The following is a 24,180-nucleotide window of genomic DNA, read 5'->3' as shown; positions in this document are numbered from 1 at the left end:
GATATCTTTCCCAAACCTTTAATCTTTGCAATCGTAAGCCACAAAAAAGCTTTTTCATAACCATGAAGAGATCAATACTATTAGCCTTTACTTTATTTTTTATAACTACTGCCTATGCTCAGAAGCCAGATAAGCCTGATGCTGCCCAAGTATTACTTAAGTTAAAGAAACTGAATTTTCTTGGTAATGTGCTCTATATGGCTGCCCACCCTGATGATGAAAATACCAGACTCATTGCCTATCTTTCAAATGAAACTTTTGCCAATACTGGCTACCTGGCACTCACCCGTGGAGATGGTGGTCAAAACCTCATAGGCCCTGAAATACGAGAGGGGCTAGGCGTAATTAGAACACAGGAACTTTTAGCTGCCCGAAGAATTGATGGAGGAAAGCAATTTTTCTCCAGAGCTAATGACTTTGGTTATTCTAAAACAGCTACAGAGACTTTAGAAATATGGGATGAAGATCAGGTGCTTTCTGATGCCGTTTGGGTTTTTAGAAACTTCAGGCCTGATGTAGTCATTACCAGGTTCCCACCTGATGAAAGGGCGGGGCATGGTCATCATACTACTTCAGCAATAATCGCCGAAAAGGCATTTAAAGCAGCCGCTGATAAATCTAAATATCCTGATCAGCTTAAATATGTAGATACATGGCAAACCAAAAGGCTTTATACTAACACGGGCAGATGGTGGAATCCCAATATGACGGGTGAAGAAGAAGGTGTACTAACCATTGACGTAGGAAAGTATAGCCCTTTGTTAGGTAAATCATATACCGAAATAGCGGCTATAAGCAGGAGCCAGCATAAAAGTCAGGGCTTTGGCTCTAGTGGTAGCAGAGGTGAGTCTAAGGAGTTTTTAGAATATATAATGGGTGATGAAGCCAAAGAAGATATATTTGAAGGAATAGATACCTCGTGGAAAAGGGTCAAAGGAGGAGAAAAAATAGGCGAAATAATATCTGGGGCCATTGAAAAATACAATCCAGCCCGTCCTTCAGAAATTTTATCTGATTTAATCAAAGCAAGGAAAGCTATAAGCAAGTTAAACGATCCTTACTGGAAGCAACTAAAATTAAAGGAAGTAGATTATCTCATTAAAGCGGTTACAGGTTTATATATTGAAGCTGTGGCTGATGACTATGCGGTAACACCAGGTAAAGAAGTGAAACTCTCCTTGGAAGTAATCAATCGCTCTCCAATCGATATCACTTTGGAACAAATTTATTATGCAGCTCAAAATGATACCATAGTAAATGCCAAGCTCGTGGAGAATAAAGATTTTTCTTTTTCTCATGTTTATACCATACCTAACGAAGCTAGTTATTCTCAACCTTACTGGCTCAGAGAGGAAGGTACTTTGGGTATGTACAAAGTAGAAGAGCAAAAGTTGAGAGGAAAGCCTGAAAATGATCCTGCGTTACAAGTTATGGTTACCCTTAATATAGAAGGTGAGAAAATCAACTATACAGTACCTGTGGTATACAAGTGGAACGATCCTGTAGGAGGTGAGCTCTACAGACCGTTTGCTGTAACTCCTCCTGTTTTTATGAATCTAAACGAAGGAGTATATATCTTTTCTGGTGATGAGCCTAAAACAGTAATAGTAGACGTAAAATCAGTTGAAGATAAGCTTAGCGGAAAGTTAAAGTTAAACGTACCAAAAGGCTGGAAAGTTAATCCTGAAAGTTATGATTTGTCTATAGCCAAAAAATGGGGAGAAGCGCATTACAAGTTTGAGCTTTTGCCTCCGGCAGAGCAAAGTACTGGAGATGTTCAGGCTGTGGTAGAGATAGAAGGTAAAGCCTATAGCAACAGTCTTACTAATATTGACTATGACCATATTCCTAATCAGATGCTTATGATGCCTGCGACCGCTAAAGTGGTGAAGTTAGACATTAAGAAGAGAGGACAAATGGTTGGTTATATCCAAGGTGCTGGAGATGCTATACCTGCTGCACTTAGAGAAATAGGTTATGAAGTTTGGGAATTGAATGAAAGCGACATCACTCCCGCTAATCTTAAAAAAATGGATGCGGTGATTTTGGGAGTAAGAGCTTTAAACACCAATGAAAGAATTTCTTACTATATGAATGATCTGCTTGAGTATGCTAAAAATGGAGGAACTTTAATTGTTCAATACAATAACAGTTATCATTTACAAACTGATCATTTTGCTCCTTATCCATTAGAGCTTTCCAGAGATAGAGTGACCGAAGAAGATGCAGAAGTAAGAATATTGAAGCCTGATCATCAGGTTATGAACTATCCTAATAAAATAAGTAGTAAAGACTTTGACGGGTGGGTGCAGGAGAGAGGCCTTTATTTTCCTAATAGTTGGGATAGTCATTACGAGGCCATTCTTTCTAGTAACGATAAAGAAGAAAAGAAAAGCCCTAAAAATGGAGGTCTGTTAATAGCGCCATATGGGAAAGGTCATTATATATATACAGGCTACTCGTGGTTTAGAGAGCTACCTGCTGGTGTGCCGGGCGCCTATAGGCTGTTTGTTAATTTAGTCTCGCTAGGGTCTGATAAACCTTCTGATAATAAGGTAGATAAGTCCAACTAACTACTTATGGAGAATAATCAGCCGAAAAGTCCTGAGAAAATACCATTGTTTAAATCATGGAAGGGTTGGTACTTCCTGGTGGTCATTAATTTGGCCTTACTTATTCTCATTTTTCATCTATTTACAAGGTATTTTTCATGAGTGTTTTAGATTGGATTGTACTGCTGGGAACGCTCTCGTTAATTGTTGTTTATGGCCTATGGAAGAGCAGAGGTAGTAAAAATATAAGTCAATATCTTAAAGGAGATAACTCATTAAAGTGGGGCACTATTGGCCTATCGGTAATGGCTACTCAAGCCAGTGCTATTACTTTTTTGTCTACACCAGGCCAGGCTTACGAATCAGGAATGGCTTTCGTGCAAAATTACTTTGGCCTGCCTATAGCCATTATTATAGTAGCCGCCATCTTTGTGCCGATCTATTATAAGCTCAATGTTTACACTGCCTATGAATTTTTAGAACAACGCTTTGACCTGAAAACCCGGTTGCTAGGAGCGTTTCTGTTTCTCATACAGCGAGGACTTGCAGCGGGCATCACTATTTACGCCCCGGCTATCATTCTTTCTACCATGCTGCATTGGGATCTTACCTATACTATTCTCTTTACAGGAATTTTGGTGGTTTTATATACCGTGAGCGGCGGCACTAAAGCAGTGAGTATCACCCAGAAATATCAGATGGCGGTTATCATGCTGGGTATGTTTACGGCCTTTTTTATAATAGTAAGCTATTTGCCTGATAATGTTTCTTTTTTTAATGCTCTGCACGTAGCTGGTAAAATGGAAAAGCTAGATGTGGTTGATTTTTCATTCGATCCAGAAAAGAGATATACTATCTGGACGGGACTTACAGGTGGTTTTTTCTTGGCCTTGTCATACTTTGGAGCGGATCAGTCTCAGGTGCAGAGATATGTGGGTGCTAAGTCAGTAGCAGAAAGTAGGCTTGGGTTAATATTTAATGCGCTTTTTAAAGTGCCTATGCAGTTCTTTATCTTACTGGTGGGGGTAATGGTTTTCGTATTCTATCAGTTTGAAGAGCCTCCTGTATTCTTTAAAGCAGTGGAAATGGAGCAGTTGAGAGCTAGTGAATACAGAGCCGATATTCAGGCTTTAGAGGAACAGTATTCCGCTAATTTTGAAGAGAAAAAGACAAATATTGTTAATCTGGTTGATGCTCTTAATAAAAACGATGAGCAGCAAATAGCTACCTACACTGATCAGGTAAATGAATCTAAGCAATCAGAACAGAAAATCCGACAAGAGGTAAAAGGTCTCTTAAAAGATTATGATGAAAATATAGAGACAAAAGACTCTGATTATGTTTTCCTTACGTTTATCACCAATTATCTGCCAGAAGGTGTGGTTGGTTTACTTTTGGCAGTAATATTCTCGGCGGCCATGTCATCTTCTTCAGGAGAGTTAAATGCTTTGGGATCTACTGCCTCGGTGGACTTTTATAAACGGGTTATTAAAAAGGAAGCTTCTGATAAACACTACCTCATAGCTTCCAAATTATTAACGGCATTTTGGGGTATATTGGCAGTCTGCTTCGCCTTATTTGCCAGCCTGGTAGAGAATTTGATAGAAGCGGTTAATATTTTAGGTTCTATATTTTATGGTGTAATCTTAGGTATGTTCTTAATCGCCTTTTTCATTAAATATATAAAAGGCAATGCCGTGTTTTATGCGGCCATCATATCTCAAATAGTTGTAATAATATGTTTTAATGTTTTGTCAATCAGTTATTTATGGTATAATGTTATAGGTTGTGCTCTAGTGGTAGTTCTTTCACATCTTATTCACTATGCATTGAATTTTGCTAAGGCCGAATAACAGGATTTGATGTCCAATTATGATGTAGTCGTTCTATTATAGCAGATGGGGTGAGTCCGAATTTTCCAAAATTTGTAATTGTTTCCATTACATACGAATAATCACTATTTCCTTTATTTTTAATTAATTGATAATCAGTAGTTTAATTTGGTGGTGCTGTTTTTTATGATTTACCTGAGAATCATAAATGTAAGACGGTATGTGGCGAATTTTTACTTATACCTTATCGGGTCTTTTACTTATAACAGGATATCACGGGTTTGGCCAAATCAACATCACTTCATCTCCTCAAGAAGAGCTAAATATCGGTCCTGAGGGTAATTCTTACCAAATTAGTATTGAGAATCTTTCAGGGGAAGTGCTTCAAAGTGTCTCTATTCAGGTGTCTCTTCCGCAAGGGATAGAATATCTTGCAGGTAGTGTTACATATCAGAACGGTTTCCAAATTACGGAAAGCGATATTTCCAATTTGGAGAATCCTGTTTTCACCGCAGTGGATTTACCTAATGGACAGTCGTACGCCCTAACGATACAATATAAAGGAACTTGCACGGCTGTTGATTACCAACTGGCAGGTAATGTCTTCAGAAATTCGGTCATTGTAAATTCTTCCACGTTGGAGGCTACACATATTTCAGAGGCCTATAATATATTATACCCCTCTCTTGCTATAACTGGTATTACTCCTAAGAATAAGACGTTGCCTAATGGGGAGTCATTTCAGAGGACTATTACTATAGTTAATGCAGGCTATGGCAGTACTGATAATATTTACATTAAAGATCTACATCCTATGGACATGGATATTACGGCCATAAATTTAGGAACCCTAATTGGAGATTCACTAATTCAGCTTTCTTCTGTTGATTTTCAATCTATAGGTAACGGAAATGGTTTTTTTGATAGTAACGAAACTATTAACATAGTGCAAACCATTTATGGAGAGGCCTGTGCAGATCAGACATTTACATCTAATATATCTGCATATTGGATGAGAGAAGGAGTGAGCTGCCAGCAAACTACCACTTATGGAAACGTATATCTGGATTATAGTTCACCTGTATTAAAGCAAACAGCTACCGCAGAATTTAATACCTGCTATAGTTCACAGCCTAGTGCTCAGGTTTTACAGGTGGCTAATGCCAGTTCAGGAGTAGCTAGTAATGTAGAAGTAGACATTTTTAATTCTAGCGGCAATGGTTATGATCCTAATATTTTCTCCAAAATAGATGTTAATAGTATTCAGTATAAAGTGGGCATTTCTGGTACTCCGATCTCAATTTCTCCGGTGGCTTCAGAACCTACAAGCACCGGAGGCAATTATAGCTGTCTTGGTGCTGGTTCAGTAGGAAAAGTTACGCTGAGTTTGCCTAATATACCAGATGGAGAAAGTATATACTTAATGTGGAATACCGAGCACTGCTGTATAAACTCATGTTTCAAAGCTAAGCTGGGAGGATGGAAAAGCACGGTGAGATATACGGATAATTGTGATGAAACGTATACCAATACCATTACGGGCCAGGATCCAGTGGAGGCTTCTATGAGTTTTTTTACAGAAACACCTGCACATATTTCGGGTGGCCAAAAGAAGACATTTACATTTTTGGTATCGGGTCATAAAAATACCTATCCAATTGCAGATACTGCATATTATGAAGTTCATTTTAAGCTACCCAATGGTCTGGTTTATGAAGATTTGGAGGGAGATTTAGAGTGGGCTAGTACCCCGTATCTATGGAACCCTACTACCGTTACTTATGATGCCGGTAGTGGAGATCTTGTGGCTCAATATCCTTTACCTTCAGGTTTTGAGCTCAATAAGACAGAAATTAATCTAAAGCTCAAAGCAGATTGTAATCTATCGGGTAATGGTAGTAAGGATATTTCTATGTCAGTGTATTTTATTGCTGATGCTAATTGCGGTGATATTTGCAAAGTAGCGATGGCTTGTGATCAAACGGTAAGTACTACACTAATCTGTCCTGCAGAATGTACTGAAGGTATGGCTTTTCATAATTTTACGATACAAAGATCTAGCTATGGCTTGCCGGATAATAATGCTGATGGTTTTCCTGATGTTTCCGGAAGCTTAGATATGTCAAAAATTAAATCTAATAGGGTGATGACTAATGATACTATAAAAGCGGTATTTTATGGTACTATAAAAACCTCACCTCAGCACCCAGCCTGGACTTATGGTTATGCTAAATCTACTATACCGCTAGGTGCTTATTTAACTCCAATATCAAGTAGTGTTAAAATTTATGATGCAAGCACTAGTTCCTATTACAATGCATCGGGTGTAGATGTACAAAAGTATAGCTCTGCAGATGTGGGTGTATTCGATATGGATTTTAGCATTCCCACACTAATAGCCAATGGAAATAATGATTTGATTAATTTTCAATGGGGAGATTCTGATTCTGTGGAACTTACTGTTTTTTACACTTTAGATACCAACCTGGGAGGTATGATTCAGGAAGTTACCGTCAATAATGAATTTTATGTGAGTGAGGTGTCTAGCCCTAATAACTCAGCAGATAAATTTCAATGCGGTTTTTATGATGAGAACATCACTTTTATGGGCTACTACTTTACCGTAAGTAAAGGAAGTTTTACCTCTATTACGAGTTGCAGTAAGTACATCAATCAATTTTACTATTTAAGCATAGGTGATTGTTGTTCAAATTATCAAGGAGGTAATTTATTTCCTTACGAGTATAGAAATTGGGCCAAGATAAAAGAAGCTAAAGTGACTATACCGGAGGGCTATAAAGTTCTGAATATCAATCTTGCACAGTGGATAACCAAGGCTACAAATACCAGTATAGTTCAAAGTGTTTATGGTATAACGCCAGATGACTCTGTAGGTCGTGAATTATACTTTGATCTTTCACAGTATTATGAAGATCAAGGAGGTAGTTTAAATTTAAGTGATGATGGTTTTAGAGGTAGATTGGCCATAGAAATAGCACCTACCTGTGATGTTCAGGCTGGCGTATATAAAGAAATGCCTTGGGCTTATACATTTGATCGGGCTAGTAGGTTAGAAGGTGGCTCTACATCTGAATGGGTGCTTAATCAGTATGATAAAGTGCAATATGCTCCGGCATCTCTAAGACTCACACCGTTGAATCCTAAGGAAGATGGTTTAGGTAAAACAGTTACCTGGACAGTTAACGTGGAGAATATATCAAATAGCTCTTCAGCCAATAATGCCTGGCTGCATATGAAATCTAGCTCAGGGAATATTCAGGTAGTGGCTGTTACTGATGCTCAAAATAATAATGCTATGCCGCTGGTAGGAGATATATATCAGTTAGGAGCAATAGCACTAGGAAGCACTAAAACTTATTATATTACAGCTACTTATTCAGCTTGCAACTTAGAAGGGTTTGATGTGTATGCGGGGTATGAGTGCTCTGGTTATCCGGCTGATTTTGAGAGCTTTACTTGTGCTTATGTAAAAACCAAATTATCTGTAGAGCCTAAGCCAGCGCAGTTTCAGGTGCGAATACAGGATGCTTTTGTAGGCGATGAATGCTCTAATGACTTGGGAGTGGAAGTAGAAGTGAAAAGTGTACAACTAGCTATAGTAGATAGTCTTAGGGTGAATTTTGTGCTGCCTTCTTCAGAAAGTATTACCTATACGGTGGCTACTAGTGAGCTACAATATAATCTTAGTGCTGCATATAGGGGAGTTGCTGATCCTTCATTACAAAACAATCTATATTCTTATAATATTGCTGAAATTGATTCGGAAATAGGGAATAACGGATTGCCAGGTGTTTTAGATCTTAATAATAATACTATGAGGCTAAGGTTTAACTTATCCCTCAAGAATTTATTTAAAGTAGGAGAGTATGTGCAGGTAAGTGTAAATGGGCAAGCAGCATGTGGCGAAGATTTGCCTCAAATTAACTTAGCAGTAGACCCCAGTATTAAATTTGAGAGAGATACCAATTCCGGTTTATCTACTGGTACTACTAGTAGCTGGAGCGCTAGTTGGGGAGATTATGATAATGACGGTTGGGAAGACCTCTTTGTTCCAGAATATGAGAAGGGTAAGACCAGTAATTTGTACCATAATAATGGTGATGGTACTTTTTCCAAAATAGAAAATGTAATTGCTGATGATATGGTATCGGCTACAGCTTCTACCTGGGGGGATTATGATAATGATGGAGACCTTGATCTTTTTATAGCTACTAATGCTGGTAGCCCTGGTTTACTATATAATAATCAAGGAAATGGAGGTTTTAACAGAGTTACTTCTGGTGATATTGCTGCTGATGAAGGATATGATCATGGTGCGAGCTGGGTAGATTACGATAATGACGGCTATCTCGATTTATTTGTAGTGGATATTATTCAAACCAATTTTAATAGGCTTTATCATAATAATGGTGATGGTACCTTTACTAAAATTACCAATGCTAATGTAGTAAAAGCTGTTTCCAGTTCGATAGGAGCCACTTGGTCAGACTATGATAATGATGGAGACCTAGATGTGTTTATTCCTAATAGGGATCAGCCAAATTTTCTGTTCAAAAATGAAGGCAATGGAAATTTCACTCAAGTGGAAGGAGATGTAATTGTATCAGAGGCTTTAGGTTCGGTTGGTGCCAGCTGGGGAGATTATGATAATGATGGAGATATGGATCTTTTTGTGGCTAACGCGGGCACGAAAGTGAATTCATTATACAATAACCAGGGAGATGGTACTTTTATGAAAGTGACTACAGGAGCGATCGTGACCGATAGAGGTAATACCCATGGTAGCGCCTGGACGGATCTTGATAACGACGGAGACTTGGATCTATATGTGACTAATGATGCTGGAGAGGGAAATTATTTATATATCAATAATGGGGATGGCTCCTTTCAAAAGGTGGAAAATGATCTTACCGTTCTTACTCAAAAGTCGTTTGGAACGGCCGTAGCTGATTACGACAACGATGGTGATCAGGATATTTTTGTAGCCAATCATTCAGGAGAGCCTAATCAGCTTTACGTCAATAGCCGTGGACGGTGTAATCAGTCTATTTGCTTCACGTTAAAAGGAACAGCCTCTAACCGTACCGGTATAGGAGCCAAGGTAAAGGTAAGAGCTAATATATATGGACAGACTATATGGCAGGTGAGGGAAATAACTTCACAGTCTGGTGGAGGTGTAGGTTCACAGAATTCTATGAAAGCGTATTTTGGTTTGGGAGACGCTATTCAGGCAGAAGAGGTAATAGTAGAGTGGCCTTCAGGTATAGTGCAGCATTTGACCGGGATACCTTCAGGTACTTGCCATGAAATAGTAGAAGAGGCTGGAAGTACAGTGTGTGGGGTGGTATACCATGATTCTAATGGTAATTGTGTTCAAGACGTAGATGAAAAAGGGATTCCAAATCAAAAAATAATTATTACTTCATCTGAAAAAACGTATCAATTAACTACTAACAATGGAGGTCAATATCAAACCTTTTTGGCAACAGGAACCTATCAAATATCAACAAATTTAGATAATGGATGGTCGGCTTGTAATAGCGCTGGTTATAATGTTAACATTGCTACAGCGGGTCAAAATCAATGCGACAATAATTTTGGTTTAACGTCTTCTTGTACGCTGCCCAATTTAGTGATTAATGCAGGAACCTCTGTTTTGCACCGTGGCTTCGAAAATACTTTTATAATAACCTACAAGAACACAGGAACTACTTTGGCTGAAAATGTTCAAATAGCCATAAATTTCCCTGAGAACGTAGAAGTAGTTAATAGTGATGTTATGTGGAGTGGTAATAATGGTCAGGAATATAATTGGAACATAGGTAATGTGGGGGCGTTTGAAGAAGGAACATTTGAAGTAGTTACCAAAACGAATCTGTCTTCCGTAGTAGGAGAGTTGTTAACAACTACTTTTAATATAGAAGCATCTAATGGAGATTGTGATTTACTAACCAATACCATTAATGATATCAGTGAGGTAATGGGGTCAATTGATCCGAATGATATATGGGTTTCAGAGTCAAAAATAAATAGGTTGGATAGAGATCTTACTTACCTGATTCGTTTTCAAAATGTGGGAAATTATCCTGCTACTTTTGTGAGGGTTGCTGATCAAATAAGTTCACACTTAGACCTTAGCACTTTTGAAATGATAGGAGTAAGCCATAATATTAGTGACCTACGTATAGAAGGTAGAACTATAAAATGGAGTTTCGATCATATTAATTTGCCTGACAGCACTTCAGATGAAGAAGGCAGCCATGGATTCATCAAGTTTAAAATAAAGCCATCAGATAATCTGGTGCATGGAGATTCTATATTTAATCAGGCTAATATTTATTTTGATTATGATGGCGCCATAGCCACTAATATTGTGCATACAGTATATCATAATCCGGCTCAACGCATCATAGATGTATTTCCAAATCCATTGTTCATATCGGAGGGCATAATAGGCTTTGCTGGTGATATGACGTACCCGTATGATCTTACGCTATATAATGGTCTCGGAATAAAACAAGCTGAAGTAAAAAATATCGAAGAATATAAAGTGGATTTGAAGCCACTTCATTTAACCTCAGGAATTTATGTATACCAGCTACATGATCAATACGGAGTATTAATGACTACAGGAAGGTTAATAGTAAATTAAAAATAGTAGGATTTAATTGTGTGAATGAAACCGGGGCTTGAAAGAGCCGCGGTTTTTTTGTTGTATATAATTACGTATAATGCGGTTTTATAGTCATTAAATAGCATGAAATGAAAAAAATACAACCCTTTCATTTGGCTATTCCTGTAAAGGAGCTAAATGAAACTAGAAAATTTTATAATACTACTTTAAATTGTAAGGAGGGACGCTCTTCTGATCGTTGGGTTGATCTCGATTTTTATGGACATCAATTGGTTTTGCATATAGCTGATGTAACAGCTGAAGACAATCATAACCCTGTAGATGGTCATTCGGTACCTGTGCCTCACTTTGGTGTAGTGCTTTCTATGGAAGATTGGCAGGAATTAGCTAAGAGACTGAAGGAGTCTGATATTCAGTTTGTTATCGAACCTTATGTTCGCTTTAAGGGAGAGCCTGGAGAGCAGGCCACCATGTTTTTTAAAGATCCTTCTGGTAATGCATTAGAGTTTAAAGCTTTTCAAGATATAGACCAGCTCTTTGCTAAATAGCCCGCTTATTTTGAGGTGTTTTGAGTGCTGAATTGCTTTAAATCTATAATATTAGCGGTGAAAGCGGAAAATGAAAAATCTCATTTCTATCCGCTGAAGCTATGTAAAACAAATGAGTTAAAGAATATACAATGCAACTCAATTTTTGTATACACGTACAAAAAGTCACATAATTGGAGATGAATTTAAGATGAAGAAGATAATTTATATTATGGATCCTTATTGTGGCTGGTGCTATGGTAATGGTGATGGCATCACAGAGGTGCAAAAGCAATATGAAGGACAGATTGATTTTGAGCTTATGGTAGGAGGCATGTGGCTCGGAAGCAATGCCCCTACAGGAGGGCCACAGCTGGAAAATTTTATAAAAACCCATTCCCCCAGAATGGAGTCAACTACAGGAGCATATGTGTCTGAGCAGTTTTATAAACTCACGGCAGATCCTAGTTATACCTTTAGTAGTTTAGAGCCTGCTGCAGCCATTGTTTGGGTGAAAAGCAACTATCCTGAAAAAACATTTGCTTTTGCTAAGGCTGTGCAAAAAGTCATGTTTGCAGAGGGTCAGAGGTTAGATGCAGTAGAGACATATCATCCTATTGTTAAAGAACAGGGTATGGATGTGGATAAGTTTAATGAGGAATGGCTCTCAGAGTCAAATGTTGAAACCACTAGTTCAGAATTTCAAAAGGCAGCGCCGTTAGCGTCAGGTTTTCCTACTTTGCTTTTTCAGAATGAGGAAGGACTGCATAGGTTGTTCTCTGGTTACTTAAGTAAAGAGAAAACCGTTGAAGTGGTAGACCAAGTACTAAAAGTTTAAACAATTTATTTACTAAAAAAATAAGGCCGTTTCAATTTATTGAAGCGGCCTTAGTGTTTATAGGTGAATTCTTATTTGCTTTTGTTAATTTCAGCAATAAGGTTTTCGTTGTTCTTAACATAACCAAAATCTCCCTGAGGGCTTTCTTTGGCCATTTTCATAGATTCTTTAGCAGTAGCTATAGCCTCTTTTTTCTTTCCTTGTTTCGCTAAAATTTTAGCTTTTCTGTGTATAAGCCAAAAAGCGCTTGGGTTAGCTTTTATAGCCTCATCCACCCATATAAGTGCTTGTTTTAAATCTTTACCACTTTCAAGGTAATAAGATGCTGCACCTGCATATAGCTCTGGGTTTACTTCTCCCTCAGCCTCTAGAATCTCTTCTTTTATCTGTGCCATTACTTTACTCTCTACCTCAACTTCTAAAGGAATAGCTACCAGAGTATTTTCCCACTTAATATTTAAGTGTGCAGAAGTAGATGTAAAATCACTAAAATCAATAGTGAAGGTTTCTGTGAAGTCTTTTGTGGTAGCCGCAGGAACGGTGAATCTTACAAGATCCTCTTCTTTATTGTAGTTTCCTGCTCCCCATAAGGTTGTGTTTTTATGTACAATAACAGTCCACTCTTTAGCTCCAGGTATGGTATAAAGAGCGTAAGTGCCTGCAGGAACAGCTTCGCCACCTAGTTTTACTTCTTCTTTAAATGTTACTTTAGTAGAAGCATTGGCGCCTGTTCTCCAAACTTCACCATAAGGAATAAGGTCGCCAAATATTTTACGATCTTTAACGCCCGGTCTTGAGTATACAATTTCAACTTCTGTGAGACCTACATTTTGTGTAAGTGTAGCAGTAGGGCTGGGTTGAGGTATACGGATCTGTGCATAAGCAGATATAGCGCTCAAAAGCACAAAGGCTGATAATAATAAGTTTTTCATTTTTGTAATGTTGTTAAATTTAATTACAAACAGGTACATCTTTTAACAGAATGCAGCCTGTTATATTAGTTGATTATTCTGAGTAACGAAATACGCATTTTTTTGTTAATGTTTAGATATGAAACTGAAGAAATCCTTTTTCACTCATGATGTAGTTACTGAGGTAGCAAGAAGCTTAATAGGTAAGAAATTGTGTACTCAGGTTAATAATGAATATTCAGCAGGTATTATAGTAGAGACGGAGGCTTATTCTGAAGTGGAACGGGCTTGTCATGCTTTTAATAGAAGAAAAACGAAAAGAACTGAAACACTCTTTATGGAAGGGGGTATAAGCTATGTATATTTATGCTATGGTATTCACAAGCTATTTAATGTAGTTACAAATAAAAGTGGAGTAGCAGAAGCAGTACTTGTTAGGGCTATCGAACCGGTAGAAGGTCTAGATATTATGATGGAGCGTAGAGGGTTAGCTACTAAGGATAGACAACTGACTTCAGGCCCAGGTAAACTGACACAAGCTTTAGGGATTGATATGGAGCACGATAAGCAGGATCTGACACAGGATACAGTATGGCTGGAAAAGGGCTTAATAGTAAAGGATGATACCATAGAAAGAAGTGCTAGAATAGGTGTAAGGTATGCGGAAGAAGATGCGCTTTTGCCATGGAGATTTTCCATTAAAAATAACTCTTGGGTAAGCTCAGGAGATAATAAATACAATTTTAAATAAATAATTGATGTACTATATTTGTCGTAATGAACAAAATAATCTGCCCCGTTGATTTCTCAGACACCTCGTTGAATGCACTGGAATATGCGGTTGAAATAGCTAGAAAGTTTCACTCGCACCTTACACTTATTCATGTGTTTACAGAATCTGACTTTAATAAATTACTAGATGAAAAGTCTGTAAGTAAGACTTTCAAGGAGCGCTTAAATATGGCTGATGTGAAGTTAGAAGGCATAGTCAAGCGAATGAATGAAGATTATAAGAAAGATGGCGTAAGCTGTGAATATAAGTTGGAGTTGGGAGATTTGATGGATAATCTGCTAAAAGAGTTTAAGAATGGATATAACTTGTGTGTTATGGGTACCACTGGCATTAGCAGGTCTAATGACATGTTTTGGGGAAGTAATACCGAAGAAGTTATTGAAAAGGCTAAAATACCCACCTTATGTATTCCTATAGAAGCCTCGTTTGAAGGCTTTAGAAAAATAGTATATGCCTCTGATTTTATGGCTGAAGATAAAAAGGCCATACAAGAAGTGATTTCATTTGCTACTATGTTTGATGCGCGTATAAGTGTATTACATATCAATGTAAAGAACAATGATAGAGAATATAAGGAGTTCGTCAGTGATCTGAGGAGCTTCATCCAATACCAGAAAATAAACTTCGTGAATAAAGAGTTTAAAGATGAGATAGGATTAGGAATTGAAGAATATATGGAGGAAGAAAACAGCGATTTGCTTATGGTGTTCAGAAAATCTAGAGGGTTTCTCGGAGATATGTTTCATAAAAGTCTTACCAGCACCTTGTCATACTCTATGAGTAAGCCTCTTTTTGTGCTGAAATTCTCCTAGTGTTATACAATCCTTGTCATTTTTAAATTAAGTGCTATAAAATATGATTAAAAATTTTTGTGTCCTGTTCTTAATGTCAGTGATATCTACGTTAGGACTGGGGCAAAGCCAGGATAAAAATATATTGGCTGCGGTAAATTCTCAATATGATGAGATAAACCCCGTTCTGTCTCCAGATGGACAAAAACTTTACTTTACCAGAAGAAATCACCCTTCTAATATAGGAGGGATAAGAGACGAAGGAGATATCTGGGTAAGTGCCCTTACTGATGATCATCAGTGGTCTGAGCCTCAGAATGTGAAGGAGCTTAATAATCGTAACTGGAATGGTGTGATTGGCTTTGAAGATAATGGCGAAACTATCATTTTACATAATCATTATAAGGAAGAAAATGGACTAGTAAGAACCCAAGGTATATCTAAGGCTAAGAAGACTAGAAAGGGGTGGTCTGCCCCGCAAGACGTCCAAATTCCTTATTTTAAGAATCTTTCAGATAACCCGGGGGGGTACCTTTCTAAAGATGGACAGGTATTAGTATTGTCTCTAGAATCTTATGGTACCAGAGGTGCTGAAGATATCTATGTATGTCTGCGTAAGCCAGATGGTAGCTGGGCTGATCCTAAAAACTTGGGTGACGTTATTAATACCAAATTTCAGGAGTTTACACCTTATATTTCAGAGGATAATAAAACACTCTATTTTGCGTCTAACGGACATGGGGGAAAAGGAAGTAGTGATATTTTTGTTTCTGAACGGTTAGATAATACCTGGCAAAACTGGTCAAGGCCACAAGCCTTGCAGGCCCTGAATACTAAGGGTAGAGAAACAGGCTATAGACCGTATGATGATTTCGCTTTATATGCTTCTACCATCAATAGTGACGGCTACAGCGATATTCGTTTTTACACAGAAAAGCCTATAGATTCTATAATGATGGCACAACCTCAAATGGAGCAAGAGCCTGTAGTTCAGATAACGGAAGTAACTGAAGTACCGGAGGCGACAGCTAATGAGGTGACTATGTATGGTAAGGTGCTTAATAAAGTAAACAGCCAATCCATTAACGCTATTGTTACTATCTCAGGTAAGGAACTAGAGTTTAAAAAAGAGGTGACTACTGCCGCTGAAAATGGTTATTACTCTGTAAATATACCAGCTTCCGGTAAATACCAGGTGAGGGTAGATGCCCCTGGTTATATAAGCCAGAGAGAAAACTTAGAAGTGAATACCGGAGAAATGAAGCTTGTTGAAATCAATTATGACCTGCAACCCATTTCTGTAGGAACCAAGGTAAACCTTAAAAATGTGCTTTTTGAACAGTCTAAACCAACTATTCTTGAAAGTTCTTTTCAAGAGCTAGATCTGGTAGTAGATTTAATGAGACAAAACCCAGACATGAAAATCCGGCTTGAAGGGCATACAGATAATAGAGGTATACCAAAGTATAATGTAAAACTATCTAAGGCAAGGGTAGAGGCCGTGAAGGAGTATTTGGTAGACCATGGAATTGCCTCAAAACGAATTTCTGGTAAAGGGTATGGAGGTAGCAAACCTATTGCTGATAATGATGATCCCATGACCAGGAAGCTGAACCGAAGAGTGGAGTTCACAATTACGAAAAACTGATTTCAATTGACATATCAGCAATGCAAAAAAATGCTTCCCACCTCCGTAGTGGCAAGCATTTTTTTGTTATTAGAAAATTATTTACACATAGTAGAATAGTCGTATATGAATTTTTCAAACTCTGACCAGTCTGGGTTTGCTGCATATTTTGAAAGTAATTCAGGGCACTCAGGGAAAAGCTCCGCCATGTCCTTTTTATAATCTTTCTTTCTTATCTTTTTTGCAATAGTTTCTCCTTCTTTCTTGATATAGTAAGATTTGTCAAGACCACCAGCAAGTGTCATCCCTCCAACTCCTATTGCAGCACTTTCTTTAGCGAAAGGATCATTATACACTTTTATTTTTCCACTAAAAGTAGGGTTAACAACTTGAAGCATGCAATCCATCACTTTTTTCTTCTTAATCTGTACTTTTGAAGACTCCATATACAGATAACCATCTTCTAAATGTTCAGATGAAAGCTCATTATCTCTGATTTTAGTTAAATCAGTTGCAGCATCCATTTTCTGAGCCAATTTAGCCATGGCACTTGGTGGAACATACATGTGATCTATATCTTCAGGTTTGATTTTTACCTTTTTTCCGGCTTCTATATCTTCAAACTTGATTTCTTTAATGAGCCCTTTTTTCCACGAAAGACTCTTTAATCTTCCAGTCAACTCAGTGCCATCCTTTTTAGTAATATAAGTTGTTTTTTTCTTAGAAAAGCCATGAAAGGCAGGTGAAAAAGTTTGAGCTTGAGCTGATACCAAAAATGCTATCAGCGCCATGGTTAATAAAAATTGTTTCATGTTAAAATAAATTATGTTTTTCAAAAGTTAAATACAGTTTACGATTGAAAGTAACCATTTAATTTATGAAGAATGTTTTAATTAAATAAAACAAATGAATGCTAATTTATTTGTAATTGAATGATATGAATATAAACTTATATTTAAATCTGTGGTTGCTATTGATGATGTAGGGTAATTTCAAGTAATACACTTAATTGATTTATTGTTCATTAAGTTTTAAATATGTCGCTTTATTAAACCTTATATTCTGTTTTTTTTAATTCCCAGATCTGGGAGTTTAATAGATATTTTAGCTAAGAGTAAAGTGTTAGCCTCAAAGCCCTGTGTTTGTTGTTTTAAGAAACGCCAAAATAATATTATTTCTAATTAAGGCATAATGAATATCCTTTTGCTTAAATGCAATAAAAAAGGCTTGCCACTTCCGTAGTGGCAAGCCTCTTTTTTGTGTCATTTTTTGTTTATGATCCAGCAGGTAGGAGTACCTAGGATTTAATTAAAAGAATAAAACAGTAAAGAAAATAGCGGCTATGGTAAGGGCAAATCCTATTATAGATATAATTACCACTCTTCCCCAGCCATAGTATTCACCACCAGATTCTACATAAGTTTCAGCGTCTTCTTTTTGATGGAGGTTAAATAAATAGCGCACTAATAGTACTTCCATTATCGGGAATATCATATTAGGAACGTTAATATCATCAGGAATTAAAAGTAGAATGGCAATTAGCCCAGCAGAAAATATTATAGTGAAAATCCATGTTTGGCTCACTAAGTGCTCTTTTCCTAATTTCTTGAAGTTTTCTGCCATTAAATAGCCTGCTACCAAAGGTCCTCCTAGAAAAGTACCCAGGGTGATTCCGCTATCTTTATAAATCTTCCCGTTAGGAGTGTTTTCGGTAGGCCTGTCTATGATTTGATCCATAATAAAAAAATTAAACTATATAAAAAAATTAAAAGGCAAATTTAGAATTATCACTTAAACCGCCTAGCAATAACAGCCTAATTATAGGTATTAATACCCCATAGCTTCATCATCTCCACGAGGGTCTGCGGCACCTTCCAGTTTCCCGTTGGGTAATACCAAAATCGCATCAACTCTGCCTATGGAGTTCCTTTCATCTACACTGTAACCCATTAATTCAAGTTTTCAATGGCATTTTTATCTACAGCATTTCTTTCAATAAATAGCAAGTCAGGTCTCCATTGATCATGAAAGCGACCAGCATTTACAGCACCCTGCATGCTCATGTCATGCTCTGTAACATTGATGATAGCCTGAAAAACAGATGTGATAATGGTGCTTCCTCCGGGAGTACCTACTACCATAAACAGTTCATTATCTTTCTCTAAAATAGTAGGTGTCATGGAGCTAAGCATGCGTTTGAAAGGTGCTATCGCGTTAGCTTCTCCACCTACCAGACCGTACATATTAGGGGTGCCAGGTTTAATGCTAAAGTCATCCATTTCATTATTTAAAAAGAAACCAGCACCGGCCACTCTTACTTTTGAGCCATAGCTTCCGTTGAGAGTAGTAGTTATGGAAACGGCATTGCCTTGTGCGTCTACTATAGAATAATGAGTAGTTTCCTCACTTTCATAAGGAGTAAATAAACCGGAGCTAATAGAGTCACTAGGAGTGCTTTTGTTATCGTTCACAGATTTCATTCTGGTTTTTAGATACTTTTTATTCAGTAATTCCTTTTGTGGAACCAGATGAAAATTCGGATCACCGAGGTGTGTAGCACGGTCGGCATACACTCTTTTTTTGGCTTCAGCCATATAATGGATCGATTTAGGGCTATGAAACCCCCATTCTTTTAAAGGGTAATCTTCCATCATATACAGTAGTTGCATCAGAGCTATGCCGCCACTGGAGGGAGGAGGCATAGAAATTACTTTATATTTCTTGTATTGGCCTATTACTGGTGTTCTCCATGAGGCATGGTAATTTTCCAGGTCTTCAAAAGTAATAATGCCTTTACCTCTATGCATTTCTGCTATTAACAGTTGGGCTGTTTCTCCTGCATAAAATCCCTCTCTTTGGTTATCCCGAATCAAGGTAAGGGTCTTAGCCAGGTCTGGCCATTGTATCGAATCTCCTTCCTTCCATTGATCAGTAATCCACTCCTGATCAGCCGTGGTATTATAGGCCAAGAAGTCAGTGTAATTTTCATTCAGGCCTTCTGCTTCATTTTTAGTGAGTGTAAAACCTTTGCTTGCCAGGTCAATAGCTGGTTGTACTAGTTCTTCCCAAGGCATGGAGCCATATTTTTTGTGGGCTTCCACCATACCATCTACTGTGCCCGGTATGCCTGCTGCCAGGTGCCCTAGTGTACTTAAGTTTTCTATTACGTCTCCGTTTTTATCCAGATACATATCTCTATGTGCCGCTAAAGGAGCAGCTTCTCTAAAATCCAGAGCATCAGTATTTCCATCTTTATCTCGGTAAATCATAAAGCCACCACCGCCAATATTTCCTGCGACAGGGTATACTACTGCTAAAGCAAATTGTACAGCAATGGCGGCATCTACAGCGTTACCTCCTTTATGTAAGATCTTTAAACCAACTTCCGTAGCCAGCGGATGTGCTGATACCACCATGGCACTGTCGGCTATGGTTCCTTGTACTTGTAACGACTCTGAAGCTTCAGGAGGGTTACAGCTTATGGCAATTATTATAAGGAGAAAGCCGTAAATTCTAGAATGCATATCATTTAGGATAGAAATTCTTCTAATATCGGACTTTAATAGTGAAATTTATAGAATTAGATGCGATTTGTGAAGAATAACGTTTATATTGTTCTGCAATTAAATTTTTATGGGAGTAGGTCTAAGAGAGCGTAAATCCGCCAAAATAAAATTAGATATTTTAATAGCTTCTAAGCAGCTTGTAGGCAAAGGCTCATTTGCCGAATTGTATGTTGATGACATCTGTGAAAAAGCGGGTGTATCTAAGGTGACATTTTTTAAGTATTTCCCTCAGAAGGACGATGTGTTACTATACTACTTAAGAATATGGTGTCTTGAAAGAGCTGTAGACTTACATCATTCACCTAAAGAGGGGCTAGAAGCTGTTTATTTTCTTTTTGATCAGATGGCAGATACTATAGACAGGAACCCAGGCTTAATCTTAAGTTTGATCAGCTATTATATGGGCCTGAACCGACCTCCATCACCGTTTCCTTTGCGGGCTGTAGAGCGTCAATTGCTTTATCCTAATGAAGAAAGCCTGAGTAAGATAGAGATTTTATCAATACCTCAGATGATGGAGAAGTTTGTATTGGAAGCTATCTTTCATAAAGAAATAACCGCCATGAGTGATACTACCGAGTTGGCTAATTTGTTTGTATCCATACTTTATGGCTCTATAGTACGATCACATATGGCGCAGATAAAGCCTTTAAAGATGTTTTTTAGAAAGAATATTGATACTGTTCTTAGGGGGTTGAATTAATCTTTTTTTCCTGTTAATGTATTTTTAATAAACTGTTTAAACTGTTTTCGTTCTTCTTTGTCACTAATTAATTTTTTAACCTGATGAAGATAGCCTTTTACCGTCAACTTTGGTTCTTCTCCTTTTATAACTTCAATAGAAGTAGTTTTTTGCTTTTGCTCAATATTTACTTTTGAAGCAGGTTCTTGGCGTGGCTCGGGTATTGAAGTTTGCTTTTCGGATGTTTTTTTAGGATCTAGTGAATCGGCCTTGTGAAAACTCTTCTTTGATTGCTCCATATAGCCGAGTTGCTCTTCTACCAGGCCCTTATTGTTAAACGCAATAGCATCTTCAGGGTCTAGACTTATGGTTTTTTCATAATCTTCTAAAGCCCCTTTTAAGTTGCCCATTTTTTCTTTTATGAATGCACGGCTAGAGTACCGGAAAGGCTTATCTGGCTCAAGTTCTACAGCTCTATCCAGATCCTCCATGGCTTTGTCGTTTTGCTTATTTAAGTGCCTTACCACCGCACGTTCGCTATAATAAAAAGCAACTTCCTTATGGTTATCTATAAGCGTATCAAAGTCTTGAAGGGCCTTTTCAACCTGCTGCAGTTTTACATAGCATTTGGCTCGGTTATATAAGGCCTCAGCGTTTGCAGGATCAATGCTTAAAGCATGGCTGTATTTTTCAATGGCTGTAGCAAAGTCATTTTTCTTGGAGTGCATTACTCCTTCATTAATGTATTCCTGTGCTGTCTGGTTCATTGGGTATAGACTCAAGTTTTGTAGAATCTGATGGTGCTAATTCTTCTGTGTTTTTCTGCTTTTTCTTTTTGGGAGGTTTAGGCTTTTTAGGTTTTACGGTAGGTGACTTTTTTAGGATTTTTACTTTTACATATTTTACTCTCTTTTTCTTTTTATCACCTTTTCTATCAAAAAACCGATTTCTGTTCACTGGCTTTACATGCTTCACCGTGGTATACTTGGTGCTGTTGCATGCTATAAGCAGCATGAAAATAATTACTGATATGTAAATGAGTCTTTTCAAAAGTCTTTAGCTGAAAACGCAAAGTAGTCTGTTTTTATTGAGAATAGAAAATGCTTTAGTTACTAACTGCTCTTATTGGTGCTGATAAATCAAAAAAATGGAGCTATACTATAACAATAGCAGGGGTGAGCGCATTTCTTAGGTATTACTCAGTAGCAGAAAAATAAGAAGGGAGCTACTTGAGTAATCAGTAAAAAAATAACCAACTAAAAGAGAATTACTATGAGAAAATTAAGAAGCTTTTTTTTAGCTACAGGTATAGCAGTTTCAGTAATAGCTTGTAGCCCAGGAAGTAAAGACAAAGACAGTGGCAATATGGATTCCATGGAGGAAAAGGAAGACACGGGCATGACAGAAACGGTTACTGAAGATGTAGAGATGAAAGCAGCTACAGCAATGATTGAAGCTAAGTCTGACAGTGAAATAACAGGAACAGCTACTTTCACGGAAACTCCTGATGGTATTGCATTTGAAATAAACGTAGAAAATGCGGAGCCTGGAGAGCATGCAGTGCATATTCACGAAAAAGGTGATTGTAGTGCTGCGGATGGTAAATCTGCCGGAGGCCACTGGAACCCTACAGGAGTAGATCACGGAAAAAGAGGTTCTGAAACATTCCATAAAGGTGATATTGGAAACATGACAGTAGGAGAAGATGGAAAAGGTTCTTTATCCATTGTAGCTGAAGACTGGACCATAGGCGGAGAAATAGATTCTAACGTAGTAGGAAAGGCTGTGATCATACATGCAGGCGCAGATGATTTCACTTCTCAGCCTTCAGGTGCTGCCGGAGCAAGGATCGGTTGTGGTGTAATTAATGCCGACTAATTACTAAAAATGAAAATAACAGAATCATTACCTGATTCTTTACAGAAATTCCTCATTAATATTGCCGGAATCGGGCGCTATTCGGCGCTCTTTTTCCGGCAAATTTTTAGGGGTCCTCTAGAAATAAGAGAAATTATTAATCAATCCTATAAGTTAGGATACCAATCTTTATTTTTAGTCACTACCACAGGGTTTATAATCGGTATGGTAATGACTCTTCAAACAAAACCCACTCTGGAACAGTTTGGGGCAGAAAGCTGGCTACCCGCCATGGTTTCCATTTCTATTATCAGAGAAATAGGTCCGGTGCTCACCGCGCTGGTCTGTGCGGGTAAGGTAGGCTCAGGAATAGGCGCAGAGCTAGGCTCAATGAAAGTTACAGAGCAGATAGATGCCATGACGGTGTCAGGAGCTAATTCATTTAATTATTTGGTGGTTTCCAGGGTAATTGCCACATCACTTATGGTGCCCGTGCTGGTGTTTTATGCCGATGCCGTTTCTTTAATAGGATCTTATGTAGGCGTTAATCTTGAAGGCGATGTGAGCGTGCAGCTTTTTTACCATCAGTCTTTAGGAGCGCTGGTTTTCAGTGATATTGTGCCTGCCGTGGCTAAAACATTTTTCTTTGGTTTTGCCATAGGTATAATAGGATGCTATGAAGGTGTAAATGCCTCAAAAGGCACCACAGGAGTGGGAAATGCCGCTAACAGGGCGGTGGTAATATCATCTATGTTCATTTTTGTGATAGACCTGATGGCCGTGCAGCTTACTCAATTGTTTATTTGATATGGAAGAAAAAGCAATATCAGTAACGGGTTTAAAAAAGGGTTTTGACGGTAATGAAATACTTAAAGGGATAGACTTTGACCTTGAAAAAGGTGAAAACTTGGTGGTTCTGGGCAAAAGTGGTGTTGGTAAATCAGTACTTATTAAGTGTATTGTAAAGCTAATAGAGCCAGATGACGGTGATATTGAGGTGCTGGGTACTGATATTAGATCACTGCATAAGGATGATGAGCTTAATGAATACCGAAGAAAGGTTGGTTTTCTTTTTCAGGGAGGGGCGTTATACGATGCCATGACGGTAGAAGAGAATATGCGTTTCCCTTTAGAGAGGCTGCCTAATAAGCCAGACAATGATGAAATAGAAAAAAGGATAGAAGAAGCACTGGAGAATGTGGGGCTGGAAGATACCAGAAAAAAGATGCCAGCTGAGCTCTCTGGAGGTATGAATAAGCGAATAGCGCTGGCCAGAACCCTTATATTACAGCCTCAAATAATGCTGTATGATGAGCCTACTACGGGTTTAGATCCGGCTACTTCAAAGGAGATTAGTCATCTCATATTAGAGATGCAGGATAAATACAAGATGTCATCAGTTATTATCACTCATGATATGAAGTGTGCAGAAATTACGGCTAACAGAATGAAAGTAATTAAAGATGGCGTTTTTGCCTTTGAAGGATCTTATGATGATCTCAGTAGCAAAGATGACCCTTGGTTGAAGAATTTTTTCGAATGATTTGAA

Annotated in this window: 19 protein-coding genes; 12 read left to right on the top strand and 7 right to left on the bottom strand. The window is 37.9% G+C overall.

What is annotated here, in order from left to right; all coding sequences use genetic code 11:
- Positions 1-62: 62 nt before the first annotated feature.
- From JL102_RS19665 to JL102_RS19645, 5 genes are all read left to right on the top strand, one after another.
- Positions 63-2,573 carry a PIG-L family deacetylase gene (locus tag JL102_RS19665; RefSeq protein ID WP_202246171.1) on the top strand — a complete coding sequence of 837 codons (2,511 nt, stop codon included), beginning with the start codon at positions 63-65 and terminating at the stop codon, positions 2,571-2,573.
- A gap of 137 nt (positions 2,574-2,710) precedes the next feature.
- On the top strand, positions 2,711-4,405 hold the full coding sequence (locus tag JL102_RS19660; RefSeq protein ID WP_202246170.1) for a sodium:solute symporter: 1,695 nt from the start codon (positions 2,711-2,713) through the stop codon (positions 4,403-4,405).
- A gap of 199 nt (positions 4,406-4,604) precedes the next feature.
- Positions 4,605-11,057, top strand: a complete 6,453-nt coding sequence (locus JL102_RS19655) for an FG-GAP-like repeat-containing protein (protein WP_202246169.1) — start codon at positions 4,605-4,607, stop codon at positions 11,055-11,057.
- 110 nt (positions 11,058-11,167) lie between these two features.
- Positions 11,168-11,587 (top strand): VOC family protein, encoded by a 420-nt coding sequence (locus JL102_RS19650; protein WP_202246168.1) that lies wholly within the window; start codon positions 11,168-11,170, stop codon positions 11,585-11,587.
- Positions 11,588-11,777: 190 nt separating this feature from the next.
- The gene (locus tag JL102_RS19645) at positions 11,778-12,404 is read left to right on the top strand and encodes a DsbA family protein (RefSeq protein ID WP_202246167.1); all 627 of its coding nucleotides are present in this window, start codon (positions 11,778-11,780) and stop codon (positions 12,402-12,404) included.
- A gap of 71 nt (positions 12,405-12,475) precedes the next feature.
- On the opposite strand, the gene JL102_RS19640 is transcribed toward JL102_RS19645, so the two are convergent.
- Entirely contained in the window at positions 12,476-13,336 is an 861-nt protein-coding gene (locus JL102_RS19640) for a DUF2911 domain-containing protein (RefSeq protein WP_202246166.1), read from the bottom strand.
- A 118-nt stretch (positions 13,337-13,454) separates the two neighbouring features.
- Between JL102_RS19640 and JL102_RS19635 the strand changes: the two genes are divergently transcribed.
- The 3 genes from JL102_RS19635 to JL102_RS19625 are packed head-to-tail and all read left to right on the top strand — an operon-like array spanning position 13,455 to position 16,547.
- Positions 13,455-14,066, top strand: coding sequence for a DNA-3-methyladenine glycosylase (locus tag JL102_RS19635; RefSeq protein ID WP_202246165.1), 612 nt, complete (start codon positions 13,455-13,457; stop codon positions 14,064-14,066).
- Positions 14,067-14,092: 26 nt separating this feature from the next.
- Positions 14,093-14,920 (top strand): universal stress protein, encoded by an 828-nt coding sequence (locus JL102_RS19630; RefSeq protein WP_202246164.1) that lies wholly within the window; start codon positions 14,093-14,095, stop codon positions 14,918-14,920.
- 43 nt (positions 14,921-14,963) lie between these two features.
- Positions 14,964-16,547: an OmpA family protein gene (locus JL102_RS19625; protein ID WP_202246163.1), complete on the top strand. Its 1,584-nt coding sequence runs from the start codon at positions 14,964-14,966 to the stop codon at positions 16,545-16,547.
- 77 nt (positions 16,548-16,624) lie between these two features.
- Here the strand turns inward: JL102_RS19625 and JL102_RS19620 are convergent, their stop codons facing one another.
- The 4 genes from JL102_RS19620 to ggt all read right to left on the bottom strand — a co-directional run bounded on the left by JL102_RS19620 (position 16,625) and on the right by ggt (position 20,050).
- Complete coding sequence (locus JL102_RS19620; RefSeq protein ID WP_202246162.1) at positions 16,625-17,338, bottom strand: hypothetical protein; 714 nt, start codon at positions 17,336-17,338, stop codon at positions 16,625-16,627.
- A 496-nt stretch (positions 17,339-17,834) separates the two neighbouring features.
- Positions 17,835-18,263, bottom strand: coding sequence for a hypothetical protein (locus JL102_RS19615; protein WP_202246161.1), 429 nt, complete (start codon positions 18,261-18,263; stop codon positions 17,835-17,837).
- A 90-nt stretch (positions 18,264-18,353) separates the two neighbouring features.
- Positions 18,354-18,476, bottom strand: a complete 123-nt coding sequence (locus tag JL102_RS24040; RefSeq protein ID WP_317191654.1) for a hypothetical protein — start codon at positions 18,474-18,476, stop codon at positions 18,354-18,356.
- Positions 18,476-20,050 (bottom strand): gamma-glutamyltransferase, encoded by a 1,575-nt coding sequence (gene ggt, locus JL102_RS19610; protein WP_317191653.1) that lies wholly within the window; start codon positions 20,048-20,050, stop codon positions 18,476-18,478. Before ggt ends, JL102_RS24040 begins: the two co-directional genes overlap by 1 nt.
- 109 nt (positions 20,051-20,159) lie before the next feature.
- Here ggt and JL102_RS19605 point away from each other — a divergent pair, with 109 nt between their 5' ends.
- A complete protein-coding gene (locus tag JL102_RS19605) occupies positions 20,160-20,795 on the top strand; it encodes a TetR/AcrR family transcriptional regulator (RefSeq protein ID WP_202246160.1) in 636 nt (211 codons plus the stop codon).
- Here the strand turns inward: JL102_RS19605 and JL102_RS19600 are convergent.
- Together JL102_RS19600 and JL102_RS19595 are read right to left on the bottom strand one after the other, a co-directional pair.
- Positions 20,792-21,541, bottom strand: a complete 750-nt coding sequence (locus JL102_RS19600) for a tetratricopeptide repeat protein (RefSeq protein WP_202246159.1) — start codon at positions 21,539-21,541, stop codon at positions 20,792-20,794. The genes JL102_RS19605 and JL102_RS19600 overlap by 4 nt on opposite strands.
- Positions 21,513-21,824: a hypothetical protein gene (locus JL102_RS19595; RefSeq protein ID WP_202246158.1), complete on the bottom strand. Its 312-nt coding sequence runs from the start codon at positions 21,822-21,824 to the stop codon at positions 21,513-21,515. Before JL102_RS19595 ends, JL102_RS19600 begins: the two co-directional genes overlap by 29 nt.
- Before the next feature lie 222 nt (positions 21,825-22,046).
- Between JL102_RS19595 and JL102_RS19590 the strand changes: the two genes are divergently transcribed.
- The 3 genes from JL102_RS19590 to JL102_RS19580 are packed head-to-tail and all read left to right on the top strand — an operon-like array spanning position 22,047 to position 24,174.
- Positions 22,047-22,652, top strand: coding sequence for a superoxide dismutase family protein (locus JL102_RS19590; protein ID WP_202246157.1), 606 nt, complete (start codon positions 22,047-22,049; stop codon positions 22,650-22,652).
- Between the two features lie 9 nt (positions 22,653-22,661).
- Positions 22,662-23,438 (top strand): MlaE family ABC transporter permease, encoded by a 777-nt coding sequence (locus tag JL102_RS19585; RefSeq protein ID WP_202246156.1) that lies wholly within the window; start codon positions 22,662-22,664, stop codon positions 23,436-23,438.
- Position 23,439: 1 nt separating this feature from the next.
- Entirely contained in the window at positions 23,440-24,174 is a 735-nt protein-coding gene (locus JL102_RS19580; RefSeq protein ID WP_202246155.1) for an ABC transporter ATP-binding protein, read from the top strand.
- The last annotated feature ends 6 nt before the right edge of the window (positions 24,175-24,180 follow it).

The sequence above is a fragment of the Fulvivirga sediminis genome (assembly GCF_016757215.1).
Classification (GTDB): domain Bacteria; phylum Bacteroidota; class Bacteroidia; order Cytophagales; family Cyclobacteriaceae; genus Fulvivirga; species Fulvivirga sediminis.
The sequence above is the reverse complement of the archived record's forward strand: the minus strand, read 5'-3'. Positions and strand labels throughout refer to the sequence as shown.

Excerpts from the sequence above, each read along its gene's own strand:
- JL102_RS19625 (WP_202246163.1), top strand. The coding sequence starts at position 14,964 with ATGATTAAAAATTTTTGTGTCCTGTTCTTAATGTCAGTGATATCTACG.
- JL102_RS24040 (WP_317191654.1), bottom strand. The coding sequence starts at position 18,476 with ATGGGTTACAGTGTAGATGAAAGGAACTCCATAGGCAGAGTTGATGCG.
- JL102_RS19650 (WP_202246168.1), top strand. The coding sequence starts at position 11,168 with ATGAAAAAAATACAACCCTTTCATTTGGCTATTCCTGTAAAGGAGCTA.
- JL102_RS19640 (WP_202246166.1), bottom strand. The coding sequence starts at position 13,336 with ATGAAAAACTTATTATTATCAGCCTTTGTGCTTTTGAGCGCTATATCT.
- JL102_RS19615 (WP_202246161.1), bottom strand. The coding sequence starts at position 18,263 with ATGGATCAAATCATAGACAGGCCTACCGAAAACACTCCTAACGGGAAG.
- JL102_RS19655 (WP_202246169.1), top strand. The coding sequence starts at position 4,605 with ATGTGGCGAATTTTTACTTATACCTTATCGGGTCTTTTACTTATAACA.
- JL102_RS19585 (WP_202246156.1), top strand. The coding sequence starts at position 22,662 with ATGAAAATAACAGAATCATTACCTGATTCTTTACAGAAATTCCTCATT.
- JL102_RS19645 (WP_202246167.1), top strand. The coding sequence starts at position 11,778 with ATGAAGAAGATAATTTATATTATGGATCCTTATTGTGGCTGGTGCTAT.
- JL102_RS19600 (WP_202246159.1), bottom strand. The coding sequence starts at position 21,541 with ATGAACCAGACAGCACAGGAATACATTAATGAAGGAGTAATGCACTCC.
- JL102_RS19580 (WP_202246155.1), top strand. The coding sequence starts at position 23,440 with ATGGAAGAAAAAGCAATATCAGTAACGGGTTTAAAAAAGGGTTTTGAC.
- ggt (WP_317191653.1), bottom strand. The coding sequence starts at position 20,050 with ATGCATTCTAGAATTTACGGCTTTCTCCTTATAATAATTGCCATAAGC.
- JL102_RS19660 (WP_202246170.1), top strand. The coding sequence starts at position 2,711 with ATGAGTGTTTTAGATTGGATTGTACTGCTGGGAACGCTCTCGTTAATT.
- JL102_RS19630 (WP_202246164.1), top strand. The coding sequence starts at position 14,093 with ATGAACAAAATAATCTGCCCCGTTGATTTCTCAGACACCTCGTTGAAT.
- JL102_RS19605 (WP_202246160.1), top strand. The coding sequence starts at position 20,160 with ATGGGAGTAGGTCTAAGAGAGCGTAAATCCGCCAAAATAAAATTAGAT.
- JL102_RS19665 (WP_202246171.1), top strand. The coding sequence starts at position 63 with ATGAAGAGATCAATACTATTAGCCTTTACTTTATTTTTTATAACTACT.
- JL102_RS19635 (WP_202246165.1), top strand. The coding sequence starts at position 13,455 with ATGAAACTGAAGAAATCCTTTTTCACTCATGATGTAGTTACTGAGGTA.
- JL102_RS19590 (WP_202246157.1), top strand. The coding sequence starts at position 22,047 with ATGAGAAAATTAAGAAGCTTTTTTTTAGCTACAGGTATAGCAGTTTCA.
- JL102_RS19620 (WP_202246162.1), bottom strand. The coding sequence starts at position 17,338 with ATGAAACAATTTTTATTAACCATGGCGCTGATAGCATTTTTGGTATCA.